General features: G+C 67.0%; 10 protein-coding genes. 1 reads left to right on the forward strand and 9 read right to left on the reverse strand.

The window, feature by feature from the left end; genetic code table 11:
* Nucleotides 1-396 precede the first annotated feature (396 nt).
* From QW845_RS19530 to QW845_RS19560, 7 genes are all read right to left on the reverse strand, one after another.
* A complete protein-coding gene (locus QW845_RS19530) occupies nt 397-2,214 on the reverse strand; it encodes a hypothetical protein (RefSeq protein ID WP_315803186.1) in 1,818 nt (605 codons plus the stop codon).
* Nucleotides 2,215-2,543: 329 nt separating this feature from the next.
* The gene (gene mdlC / locus QW845_RS19535) at nt 2,544-4,166 is read right to left on the reverse strand and encodes a benzoylformate decarboxylase (protein ID WP_315803187.1); all 1,623 of its coding nucleotides are present in this window, start codon (nt 4,164-4,166) and stop codon (nt 2,544-2,546) included.
* 111 nt (nt 4,167-4,277) lie between these two features.
* A complete protein-coding gene (locus tag QW845_RS19540; RefSeq protein WP_315803188.1) occupies nt 4,278-5,123 on the reverse strand; it encodes a MaoC family dehydratase N-terminal domain-containing protein in 846 nt (281 codons plus the stop codon).
* 2 nt (nt 5,124-5,125) lie between these two features.
* Nucleotides 5,126-6,238, reverse strand: a complete 1,113-nt coding sequence (locus tag QW845_RS19545; protein ID WP_315803189.1) for a CaiB/BaiF CoA-transferase family protein — start codon at nt 6,236-6,238, stop codon at nt 5,126-5,128.
* A gap of 170 nt (nt 6,239-6,408) precedes the next feature.
* Complete coding sequence (locus QW845_RS19550; RefSeq protein ID WP_315803190.1) at nt 6,409-7,575, reverse strand: acyl-CoA dehydrogenase family protein; 1,167 nt, start codon at nt 7,573-7,575, stop codon at nt 6,409-6,411.
* A gap of 161 nt (nt 7,576-7,736) precedes the next feature.
* On the reverse strand, nt 7,737-8,318 hold the full coding sequence (locus tag QW845_RS19555; protein WP_315803191.1) for a thiamine pyrophosphate-dependent enzyme: 582 nt from the start codon (nt 8,316-8,318) through the stop codon (nt 7,737-7,739).
* Nucleotides 8,318-8,863 (reverse strand): thiamine pyrophosphate-binding protein, encoded by a 546-nt coding sequence (locus QW845_RS19560; protein ID WP_315803192.1) that lies wholly within the window; start codon nt 8,861-8,863, stop codon nt 8,318-8,320. Before QW845_RS19560 ends, QW845_RS19555 begins: the two co-directional genes overlap by 1 nt.
* A 191-nt stretch (nt 8,864-9,054) precedes the next feature.
* On the opposite strand from QW845_RS19560, the gene QW845_RS19565 reads away from it, so the two are divergent.
* On the forward strand, nt 9,055-9,309 hold the full coding sequence (locus QW845_RS19565) for a hypothetical protein (RefSeq protein ID WP_315803193.1): 255 nt from the start codon (nt 9,055-9,057) through the stop codon (nt 9,307-9,309).
* 66 nt (nt 9,310-9,375) lie between these two features.
* Here the strand turns inward: QW845_RS19565 and QW845_RS19570 are convergent, their stop codons facing one another.
* Nucleotides 9,376-10,647, reverse strand: coding sequence for a cytochrome P450 (locus QW845_RS19570; RefSeq protein WP_315803194.1), 1,272 nt, complete (start codon nt 10,645-10,647; stop codon nt 9,376-9,378).
* A 290-nt stretch (nt 10,648-10,937) separates the two neighbouring features.
* Nucleotides 10,938-12,233, reverse strand: a complete 1,296-nt coding sequence (locus tag QW845_RS19575; protein ID WP_315803195.1) for a cytochrome P450 — start codon at nt 12,231-12,233, stop codon at nt 10,938-10,940.
* Nucleotides 12,234-12,298 lie beyond the last annotated feature (65 nt).

Consider the following 12,298-nt stretch of genomic DNA (forward strand, 5'->3'; position numbering starts at 1 on the left):
GGGCAACAGGGCGGGTGGACGACAGTCGCCGCGTGCACCTCGGCCCGTCGTTCCGCGCGAGCCGCGCGACAGCGAGGGCGCGAACGCGAACCCGCGCATCCGACGCGGCGACGTCTGTCCGACCGGATTTGTGGCCGATGCGCCCGGTCTGCATGGCCGTCGAGGGCGGGCTGGCCCATCTCGCGCAAAAAAGAAAGGCCCCGCAGGGGACGGGGCCTCGAGGCAATGCATGCCTGACGGGTGGGGTGACCGGGGAGTCTCACGCGGCGGGATGAGGTCAGGTCGCCGACGCGTGCGCCATCCCCGGTCGGTTCGGCATGCGGCTGGTGATGGTCTTGTTATCGTTATCGGTGTCCGCGCCGCCCGGCGTAACCCGAGCGGCGGCGCGGAGCGGTCTTACTGTTCGAGCGCGGCCAGCGCGGCGTTGCCGATCTGCTGCGCCTCGGCCCAGGCGGCCTGGGTGGCCTGCTGGGCGGCGGTGTAGCCGGCCTGGATCTGCTGCTGAGCCGTGGCCCGCAGCGCCTGCTCCTGCTGCTCGCCGGTCTCGCGGGCCTGGGTCAGGGCCTGGTTGTCGGCGTTCAGCGTCGCGTTGGCCTGGTTGAAGGCGTTGGCGGTGGTCTGCGCCTTGGCCTGCGCGGCCGCGAGTGCGGCCTGGTTGGCCGCATTGTTGGCGCGCTCGAGGACCTCGGCGGCCTCCTGTGCGTCCTGCTTGGCCTGTTGCGCGGCCTGGCGCGCCTGCTCCAGGGCCTGCCGATCGGCGTTCACCTTCTGCTCGGCCGCTTCGACGGTCGCATCGATCGTGCCGATCTTCTGGTTCAGCGCAGCCTCGACCGTCTTCTGGTTCTGGGTCGCAGCCGCCTGCGCGGCCTGGGTCTTCTGCTGGGCGACCGCGCGTGCCTGCTCGCCGGTCTTCAACGCCGCCTGCAGCGCAGCCTGCTCGGCGGCTTCCTGGGCCGCCTGGTTCTGCTGGTTGTTGTTATTGTTGTTGTTGCCGCCGTTGCCGGCCGCCGCTCCGCCATTGTTGGCATTGCCGCCATTGTTGGCGTTGCCGGCCGCCTGGCCGGCCTGCTGGGCCGCCTTGCCGGCAGCCTCGGCCGTCTCGCGCGCGGTGTCCTTGGCGGCGTTGGCGGCTTCCTTGGCCTCGTTGGAGACGTCGATGTCCTTGTCGAGCTTCTGGAACGCGGCCTGCAGCGCGGCCGAGGCCGCGCTTAGCTTCGCGGCGTTCGCGGTCGCCGCGGCCTGGTTGGCGGCTGTCGGGTTCTTTTCAGCCTGTTCCTGCGCCTCGATCGCGGCGCCCTTCGCGTTCTGCTCGGCCTGACGGGCGACGTCGATCGCCTTGCGGTCGGCAGCGACCTGCGCCTCGGCGGCGGCCGCGGTCTGCGCCGCGGCTGCTGCGGCGGCATTGGCCTTGGCGACGGCATCGCTGCTGCTCGACGCTGCAGCGGCCGCCTTGGCCGGCGTCGCTGCGGCTGCCGGCGCCGCGGTGGCCTTGGCGAGCGCGACAGTGGTCGTGGCCGCCGCGGCCGGCTTGGCGGCGGTGGTGGTCGTGCTCGTGGTGGTCGCGGCGGCGGTCTTGGCCGTGCCGGTCGTCGTCGTTGCCGCGGTGGCGGCAGCAGCGGGCTTGGCAGCGGTGCTGGCGGCGGCGACAGGCTTGGCGGCCGTGCTGGTCGTCGCAGCCGAAGTGGTGGTGGCAGCAACCGGCTTGGCGGTGGTGCTGGTCGTCATGGCCGCGGCCGTCGTCGTTGCAGCCGCAGTCTTGGCGGCACTGCTCGCCGCGGTCGCCGCAGCGGCGGTCGCAGCCGTGGAGGCAGCCGTGGAAGCAGCCTTGGCGGCGGCGCTGGCCGCGGCCTTCGCAGCGGCGTTGGCTGCAGCCTTCGCAGCCGCGTCGGTCGCCGCCTTCGCAGCAGCCTGCTGCGCAGCCTTGGCGGCGGCCTGCTGCGCGGCCTTGGCGGCGGCAGCAGCCGCGGCCTTGGCAGCGGCATCCTGGGCAGCCTTGGCGGCCGCCTGTGCCGCGGCTTTCGCCGCCGCATCCTGCGCCGCCTTCGCGGCGGCGTTGGTGGTGGCCGACGTGGCAAGGGCGGTGGTCATCGCCTGCGCATGGGCCTGATGCGGCAGCGCCGTCACCGCCAGAGCGGACATCAGGGCCAGCACGCTGACATGGCGATAGAGATCGGTCCTCGACGCCGCGGTTTGAAGATTCTTCTTATCCGCCATCAGCTCAACTCCCTTGGTACGCTGGATTGGATGATGGAACCTTTTGAAAATGATTTTGGCTTGCAGAATGGTCGGACCTTGCAAGCAGCAAGGCGTCTGCCTGCGAGCTGACGGCAGGATTTCGCGATGTTTGCGGCAAGCCGGCCGCGGCGAGATGGCGCGGGGGAGCAGAAAGCTTTGGAAACAATTGGTTGCGCTCGACACCGCCGGTTGCACGGTTGCGGCGGGCCGATGAGCATTTCGCGGCGAGCCATGCTGCCGCCATTGAAGATGCGACGCATTGTCGCATACGGCGTGGTTGACAGAACGTCCGCTGTACGAACGCGGGCTCAGCCCTTCTGCGCGTAGAGCAGCGGCACCGCGGCGTCGACCATCACCTCGATGAGGCTCGTGCCGGCATGGGCGAGGCCTCGCGCCAGCGCACCTTCGAGCTCGGCGGCATGGCTCACGCGCACCGCGTCGCAGCCCATGCCCTCGGCGAGCTTGACGAAATCGAGGCCGGGCAGCTCGAGCCCGGGCACGTTGCGCACCTGCATGACCTGGCTGAACGAGCGCATCGCGCCATAGCCGGAATTGTTGATGACCACGACCGTCAGCGGCAGCCGGCGCTGCGCTGATGTCCACAGCGCCTGCAGCGAATACATCGCCGAGCCGTCGCCGATCAGGCACACCGTGCGGCCCGAGCTGCGGCCCAGCGCCATGCCGACCGCCGCCGGCAGGCTGTAGCCGAGCCCGCCGCTCGCCATGGTGTAGAACGAATCCGCGCCCGGCATCGGCATGTACTTGTGCATCACCGGCCGGTGCGAGGGGATCTCCTCGACCACGGCGCTGCCTTGGGGCAGCGTCTGCGACAGGGTGTGCAGGAGATAATCGACCGGGATCGGATCAGACGGCCTTGGCGCGTCGGGCAGCACGCGGCCCTTCGGCGCGGTGCGCCTGGTCTCCGGCAGCAGCTCCAGCAGCAGCGACAGCGCCGGGCGCATCGTCGCGATGATGCTGGTGCCGATCGGCGGCACCGCAGCGCCTTCGGCGTCGTCGGTGATCTGATAAAGTGGGGTGGCGCCGTCGAAGATCGCGGCATGGCCCTCGACATGGAAGGTGAAGACCGGCGCGCCGATCACGACGACGAGGTCGTGCGGCTTCAGGGCATCGGACAATTGTCCGGGCGAGGCGTGCAGGAAGCCCTGGAATTGCGGATGGCGCTCGGGAAACGAGCAGCGCGCCGAGAACGGGCTGACCCAGACCGCGGCCCTGGCCTTCTCGGCGACCGCAACCATCAGGTCGACGCAGCCGGCGCGATCGATGCCGGGGCCGACCACGAGCGCGGGATTCCTCGCGGCTGCGAGCGCGCCCACCAGCTCGTCCATCGCGGTGCGATCGGGGCCGAGCTCGCGGCTGACCTTGCGTGCGGCGATCGGCTGCGCCGGATGCATCCAGTCGTCGATCGGGATCGAGACGAAGGTCGGCCCGCAGGGCGGCTGCATCGCCGTGTAGTAGGCGCGCGCGATCGCGCCCGGCACGTCCTCGGGCCGCGCCGGCTCGACGCTGTATTTGACGTAGGGGCGCGGAAACTCCGAGGGACGCTCAGCATAGAGAAACGCCTGCAGCGGCAGGATCGAGCGCGCCTGCTGGCCGGCCGTGATGACGAGCGGAGTCTGGTTGCGGTGCGCGGTGTAGATGTTGCCGAGCGCGTTGCCGACGCCGGCCGCCGAATGCAGATTGACGAAGCCGGCATTGCGCGTCGCCTGCGCGTAGCCGTCGGCCATGCCGACGACCGAGGCCTCCTGCAGGCCGAGCACGTAGTCGATGTCCTCGGGCCAGTCGCTGAGGAACGGCAGCTCGGTCGAGCCGGGATTGCCGAACACCTTCTTGATGCCGAAGGCGCGCAACAGGTCGAAGGTGGCCTGCTTGACGGTGACGGGCTTGGTTGTTGTTTTGGTTGTTTTTGCCAAAGGCGTTTCCTCGAATTGCCGTCATTGCGAGGAGCGAAGCGACGAAGCAATCCAGAGTCCCGGGTGCGGCCCTGGATTGCTTCGCTTCGCTCGCAATGACGATAGCCTATCTCACCACGTCGCGGTGCCCTTCATGGTCGGCTGCCCCTCGGCGTTGGCCGTCCACAGCTCGAGGCCGCCATCTTTGTCGTTGGCGTTGACCGAGAACTCGCTGCCTTCGAACAACGGCTGCACGCCGCGGTAGGTGAACCTGGCCGGCGGCTTGCCCTTCAGCCTGGCGGCGAACTCGACCAGCAGCGCCGCCTGCAGCGGGCCGTGGAAGATCAGGCCCGGATAGCCTTCGACCCTGGTGACGTAGTCGCGGTCGTAGTGGATGCGGTGGCCGTTGAAGGTCAGCGCGGAATAGCGAAACAGCAGCACCGCATCGGACACGCGCGTCTCGCTGTGCTGCGCGACCGGAGGCGGCGGCGCTTTTGCCGGCGCAGCCGGCGCGCCGCCCATGTCGCGATAGACAATGTCCTGGCGCTCACGGACCGCGACACCGCGCGGCGTCGATACGACATGCTCCACCGACACGAAGCAGAGCTGGCCGGTCGAGCCGCTCTTCAGGGTGACGTCGGTGATCGTCGAAACACGCGTCGCGACATCGCCGACGCGCAGGGGATCGACGAACTGCACCTCGCCGCCGGCCCACATCCGCCGTGGCAGCGGCACCGGCGGCAGGAAGCCGCCGCGCGTCGGATGGCCGTCGGGGCCGAGCTGATCGTGCGGAAACACCGGTTGGCCCAAACACCAGTGCACTGTGTAGGGCGCGATGTCGCCGGTCGTCGGTTCGCCGATGTCCAGGAACAGCGTCGCGCGCAGGCCCTTGGTGAGCTGCGGGGTGACGAGGTCGGTCGCCTCGGCGCTGCGGCCGATCCATTGCCGGAGGTGATCGAGATCGAGCATGTCCGTCATGATCATCCCTTTCGCTGATGGGGCGAGGCGGCCTCGCCGATCGCGGGCACGGCGCCGTAACGCCTGTCGTCGCCGACCACGATCGCCGCCGGTGCGGGATAGCTGACGACGCCGTTTGGCGTGTCGACCTCGATCCGCCGCAGATGCGGGTGGACCGCGAGATCCGACATGCTGTTGACCTCGGCAAAGGCGATGTCGGCGCTCGCGAGCTTGCCCAGCAGCTCATCGCGCGACAGCGCCGCGAAGCGCTCGGCGACGATGCCGTCGGTCAGCGCACGATTGCGCACGCGCGCGACCATGTTGGCGAAGCGCGGATCGTCGGGCAGGGCCGGCTGGTCCAGCACCTTGGCACACAGCGTCTTCCACTCGCGCTCGCTCTGGATCGAGATCAGGATGTCCTTGCCGTCCTTCGAGGTGAACACGCCATAGGGCGCGATCGAGGGATGGGCGAGGCCGATGCGCTTCGGCGCATTGCCGGCTTCCGCGTTGAGCAGCGGCACCGTGAGCCAGTCGGCCATCACGTCGAACATCGAGATCCTGATATCGGCGCCGTCGCCGGTGCGGCCGCGCTTGATCAGCGCCTCCAGGATCGCGGCATGCGCCGTCGCGCCGGTGGCGACGTCGACGATCGACATGCCGACGCGCGACGGACCATCCGGCCCGCCGGTGATCGAGGCGAGCCCGCTCTCGGCCTGGATCAGCAGGTCATAGGCCTTGCGGTCGGCGTAGGGACCGGTGTCGCCGTAACCGGTGATGGTGCAGCAGATCAGCTTCGGATAGTCCTTGCGCAGCCGCTCGCGGGCGAAGCCCATTCTGTCCATCGAGCCGGGCTTGAGGTTCTGCAGCAGCACGTCGGCGCCGGCGATCAGCTTCTCGAGCTCGGCGCGGCCTTCCGGCTTGGCGAGATCGACGACGCGCGAATCCTTGCCGCGGTTGAGCCAGACGAAGTAGCTGCTCTGCCCCTTGGCGGCGGCGTCATAGCCACGGGCGAAATCGCCCTCGGGCCGCTCGATCTTGATGACATGAGCGCCGGCATCGGCCAGCCGCGACGAGCAGAACGGCGCGGCCACCGCCTGCTCGACGGCGATGACGGTGATTCCCTCAAGCGGCAGCATGGCGTGAACTCACGAAATGGGGCCTCATGGTTCGAGACGCGCCGCAAGGGCGGCGCTCCTCACCATGAGGGGCTAAAGATTTCGTCGCATACAAGATCCTCATCCTGAGGAGCCCGCCGCAGGCGGGCGTCTCGAAGGATGGCCGCGGGCGATTGTTCCGACCGTGCATATCAGTACGAACGCGGCATGCCGAGCACGTGCTCGGCGACGTAGGAGAGGATGAGGTTGGTCGAGATCGGCGCCACCTGATACAGCCGCGTTTCGCGGAACTTGCGTTCGACGTCGTATTCCTCGGCGAAGCCGAAGCCGCCATGAGTCTGGATGCAGGCATTGGCCGCCTCGAACGAGGCGTCGGCCGCGAGCATCTTGGCCATGTTGGCCTCGGCGCCGCAATCCTGCCCGGCCTCGTATTTGCGCGTGGCTTCCTTCACCATCAGCTCAGCCGCGCGCATCGAGGCATAGGCCTTGGCGATCGGGAACTGGATGCCTTGATTCTGGCCGATCGGACGGCCGAACACGACGCGCTCCTTGGCATAGGCGGTCGCCTTGGCGATGAACCATTTGGCATCGCCGACGCATTCGGCCGCGATCAGGATGCGCTCGGCGTTCATCCCGGAGAGGATGTAGCGGAAGCCCTTGCCCTCCTCGCCGATCAGGTTCTCCGCCGGCACCCGCATGTCGGTGAAGAACACCTCGGTCGTGGCGTGGTTCATCATCGTGCGGATCGGGCGGATGGTGAGCCCGGCCTTCTTGGCCTCGCGCATGTCGACGATGAACACCGAGAGACCCTCGGTGCGCTTCTGCACCTGATCCTTCGGCGTGGTGCGCGCCAAGAGGATCATCAGGTCGGAGTATTCGGCGCGGCTGGTCCAGATCTTCTGGCCGTTGACGATGTAGCTGTCGCCGTCGCGCTTCGCGACCGTCTTCAGCGATGTGGTGTCGGTGCCCGAGGTCGGCTCGGTGACGCCGAACGCCTGCAGCCGCAACTCACCGCTGGCGACCTTCGGCAGCCACTTCGCCTTCTGCTCGGCCGAGCCGTGCCGCAGCACCGTGCCCATCGTGTACATCTGGGCATGACAGCCGCCGCCATTGCAGCCGGCGCGCTGGATCTCCTCGAGGATCGCCGCCGCCGCCGACAGCTTCAATCCGGCGCCGCCATACTCCTCGGGGATCAGCACGGAGAGATAGCCGGCCTGCGTCAGCGCATCGACGAAGGCGGAAGGATAGGCCATCTCGCGATCGAGCTTGCGCCAGTATTCGCCGGGGAACTGCGCGCACAGCTTGGCCACTGCGTCGCGGATGTCGGCGTAATCGTCGTGCTGATGCTGGTCTGTCATGTGTTGCTCCGCGGGCCGCCGTGACGCGGCCTGGGCTCTCTCCCTGGACTTGTTCCTGATAGCCTATGACCAAGCGGGTCACGCTTGGCAAGCTTGGAATGCCAGCGTTGCAGCCGAGCAGCCTTGCCGGAGCGACAGAGCAGGCGGCCTGCGGCTGCGTTCTAGCTGACGGGAAATCCGAGATGGCCGCGGAAACGGTTCTTGAGGAAGACACCGTCGCGTGCGGGCAGCGCGCGGTCGACGTGATCGGTCGAGATCGCGACGCGGGCGAAATGCGGCCCGGATAACGCGTGCAGCTTCGGCCGGAAGGCATCGAGCGCCGCGCTGTCCTCGATGGTGCTGACCGAGGGAAAGCCGGCTCCGGTCGCGATCAGCTCGAGATTTGCGCCGAGCCCGGAATGGCTCATCTGCATCCCGGTCTCGCCGAAATGGGCGTTGTCGAGCACGACGATCGCAAGATTGCGCGGCCTCTTCGCAGCCAATGTCGCGAGGCTGCCGAGCCCCATCAACTGCTCGCCGTCACCGGTGATGACGACGACCGGGCGCGATGGCTGCGCCAGGGCGAGACCCAGGCCGACCATGGCTGCGCCGCCCATCGCGCCCCAGAGATAGAAGTTGGTGTCGTGATCGCCCGCGGCGAACACGTCGTAGGACGCTGAACCGAGGCCGCTGACGACCAGCAGGTCGCCACGGTCCTGCAGCAGCGCCTTGACGGCGGTGCGGCGGTCGAGCGGTGCTCTCATCACTTCACCTCCGTCCACTTCTTGGCGCCGATCATGCGCTGGGAGATCAGCACCGCGATCGGCTGATCGCTGTCATATGCAAGCTTGGCGGAGGCCGCCGCCATCTCGCCGGCGTCCTCGGGATGCTCGAGCCGGAACACGGTGACGCCCATGATCTCGAAGGCGGCCTGCGTGGCCTTTCCCATCGGCACCTGCCACGGATTGAACTCGGCCCATTCGCCGCGCATGGTCACGAAAGTGAGGAACGGGAAGCGGCAGCTCTGAAGCAGCGAGAGCATGTTGACGCAATTGCCGACGCCGCTCGATTGCATCAGCAGCACCGCGCGCTGGCCGCCGAGCCAGGCGCCGGCGGACAGCGCGACGCCTTCCTCTTCGGTGGTCAGGACCGTGGTGGCGATCGCGGGATCGTCATGCGCAAGGCCGATCAGACGGGAATGGCCGGCGTCCGGGACGTAGCAGAGTTGCCGGACGCCGGCGGCCTTCAGCGCCTCGTAGATGGCAAGCGGCCAGTCGGGGCCTGTTGTCGGCGGGTCGGATACTGCCATGACGACTTTCGGTAAATGAGCACCCGCAAAGGGTGCGAGGAATGATCTGGTCAAAGCACGCGTTGCGCCTCATCACATGAGGTCATCATGTCTCCCCGTGATTCCATGGGCAACCCGACGCTTGTGCTTGCGATCGTGCCGGCTATTGTTCCCGTGTTTGATCTCACATGACATCTCAAGGGAATGATTTGATGAAACTGCTTGGTATTTTCCTGGTATCGACCGCACTCTTCGCTTCCGGCGTTGCGAACGCCAGAGAGCGCAACGACAGTCCTCATTCTCAAGCCTGCATGGCAAAGGACGGCTTCTCCCTCGACATGTGGCGTGCTCATCGTGCCGGGACCGACGCGCAGGTTCTGAAATACATCATGTGTCGCGATCGGGTGTCGAAGGCCCAGGCGCTCGAGATTGGGCGGGCTGACGGCAATTTCAGTCGCGGCTTCTAACTCGAATCGCGCCGCCGGGTTGCGACGACGGGCGATCGAACAGGTGGGGGGCCTCAGGCGTGGCCCTCACCCCGGAATCCTCACAGGAAGCGACTCGTAACCTCGCACGAAGCTGGAATAGACCCGCTTCGGCTCGCCCACGACCTCGATTCGGTCGAAGCGCTTGAGGATCTCCTGCCAGACGATGCGCAGTTGCAGCTCGGCCAGCCGCATGCCGACGCAGCGGTGGATGCCGAAGCCGAAGGAGAGGTGGATGCGCGGCCGCTTGCGGTCGATGATGAAGGCGTCGGGGTTCTCGATCACCTCCTCGTCGCGATTGCCCGAGACGTACCACATCACGACGCGATCACCCTTCCTGATTGTCTTCCCGCCGAGCTCGGTATCGACCAGCGCCGTGCGCCGCATATGGGCGAGCGGCGTCTGCCAGCGGATCACCTCGGGCACCATGGTCTCGATCAGCGCCGGATTGTCGCGCAGCTTCTGATACTCGGCCGGGTTCTCGTTCAGCGCCAGCACTGAGGCGGTCATCGTATTGCGGGTGGTGTCGTTGCCGCCGACGATGAGCAGGATCAGATTGCCCATCAGATTGTCTGGCGTCATGTGGCGCGTCGCCTCGCTATGCGCCATCATCGAGATCAGGTCGCGGCCGGGCTCGGCCTGGCGTTGCTTCCACATCCGGCCGAAGGTCTCGGCACAGTCGCCGAGCTCGCGGCGGCGCTCCTCTTCCGATGACACGATGCCGCTCTTGGGCAGCGCGGTTGAGACATCCGACCAGCGCGTCAGCTTGCGGCGCTCCTCGAACGGGAAATCGAACAGGGTCGCCAGCATCTGCGTCGTCAGCTCGATCGAGACCTTCTCGACCCAGTTGAAGGTCTCGTTGCGCGGCAGCGAGTCCAGCACCTTGGCCGAGCGCTGCCGGATCAGCACCGCCATCTCGTCGAGATGCTCCGGCGTGAACATCGGCTGCACCGTCTTGCGCTGCTCGCCATGGCGAGGCTCGTCCATCGCGATGAAGCTCGGCCATTCGTAGCCGGGCGGCACGTCGCGGATCATGATCCCGCCATTGCTGACGTCCGAGGAGAAGAGCGCGTGGCTGGTGTCGACATGCATGATGTCGTGATAGCGCGTCACCGACCAATAGGGCTCGATCGGCGCCTTGGTGCAGTAGTGCACCGGCGCCTCCTTGCGCAGCCGCTCGAACCACGGCCAGATCGTGTCGCTCTGGAACAGCCGCGGTGCGCCGGGATGGAAGTCCTCGATCGGCGTCGCATAGGCCTCGAGGCGCGCGTCGCGCAGCAGATCGGCCTTGTCGGAACGCAGCGCGGCCTGGACGGTCATGGGGTGGTCCCTTTCGTTGAACTCAGCATCTGCCGATCGAGGGTCGGCAGATGAGGTGCGTATGAATGCGCCCTCTCCCCTTGTGGGAGAGGGCATGCAGGAAAGCCCTGTGAACTCGGTCGGGTGAGGGGTCTGTCTCCGCGGGCGTCGATCGCGGAGAGATACCCCTCACCCAACCGTGTGCGCGGATGGGCCGGAGATGCCCTCTCCCACAAGGGGAGAGGGCACTGTATCGCACAGCTACTGGCCCGTTCGAGCCGGCGCCAATTGGATTCGCCCTCAAATACAACCTACACCGCAATTCTGACCGGCAATGTCTCATATCCCTTCACGAAGCTGGAATAGACCCGCTTCGGCTCGTCCATCACGTCGATATGATCGAAGCGCTTCAGGATCTCCTCCCAGATGATCTTGAGTTGCAATTCGGCCAGACGCAAGCCGACGCAGCGGTGGATGCCGAAGCCGAACGACAGATGCTGTCGCGGACGGGCGCGGTCGATGATGAAGTCGTAGGGGCGCTCGATGGCGGACTCGTCGCGGTTGCCCGAGACGTACCACATCACCACCTTGTCGCCCTTCCTGATCTGCTTGCCGCGGAACTCGATGTCCTCCAGCGCGGTGCGGCGCATGTGGGCGAGCGGGGTCTGCCAGCGGATGACCTCGGGCACGAAGCTGTCGATCAGCGCAGGGTTGTCCTTGAGCTTGCGGTACTGATCAGGGTTCTGACTGAGCGCATAGATGCTGCCGGACATGGTGTTGCGCGTGGTGTCGTTGCCGCCGACGATCAGCAGCACGAGGTTGCCGAGGAAGTTCTTCGGGTCCATGTTCCGCGTCGCCTCGCTGTGGGCCATCATCGACAGCAGGTCGCTCTTCGGCGGCTGGCTGGCGCGCTCCTGCCAGAGCCGACCGAAATAGCGCGCGCAGTCCATCAGCTCCGCCTGCCGCTCGTCCTCGGTCGCTACCAGCCCGTCGGGGCCGGGAATCGTGGTGGCGATATCCGACCAGCGCGTCAGCTTGCGGCGGTCTTCCCAGGGGAAGTCGAACAGCACCGCCAGCATCTGCGTGGTCAGCTCGATCGAGACGCGATCGACCCAGTCGAACACCTCGCCGACAGGCAAATTGTCCAAACATTCGGCGGAGCGCTTGCGGATGTTGATCGCGAGCTCGTCGAGATGTGTCGGCGTGAACATCGGTGCCACGGTCTTGCGCTGCGCGGCGTGGCGCGGCGGGTCCATCGCGATGAAGCTCTCGCGGCGGAGATCCGGATCGACGTCGCGAATGGTGATGCCGCCGAGCGCGGACGCCGAGGAGAACACCGCGTGATTGGTCTCGATCTCCATGATGTCGTCGTAGCGGGTGATCGACCAGTAGGGGCCGAACATCGATTCCTTGCAGTAGTGCACCGGATCCTCACGGCGCAGCCGGTCGAAATAGGGCCAGTGCGTGTCGGTGCGGAATAACTCCGGATGACCGGGGTCGAATTCGGCGAGCGGCAGCGATGCGGCGCGGCCGGCGGCAGCGTCGATGACGCGCTCGCCCTTCGCGGCGTGACGATGTGCCTCGGCCGTCGTGCTGGTCCCGTGCATGGACGTCTCCCTGATGGCCGGATTCGCGCTGTCCGGCGATGCTTGGCGCGATTACATCCTGCCCG

The sequence above is a fragment of the Bradyrhizobium sp. SZCCHNS3002 genome, assembly GCF_032377435.1.
Taxonomy (GTDB): Bacteria; Pseudomonadota; Alphaproteobacteria; order Rhizobiales; family Xanthobacteraceae; genus Bradyrhizobium.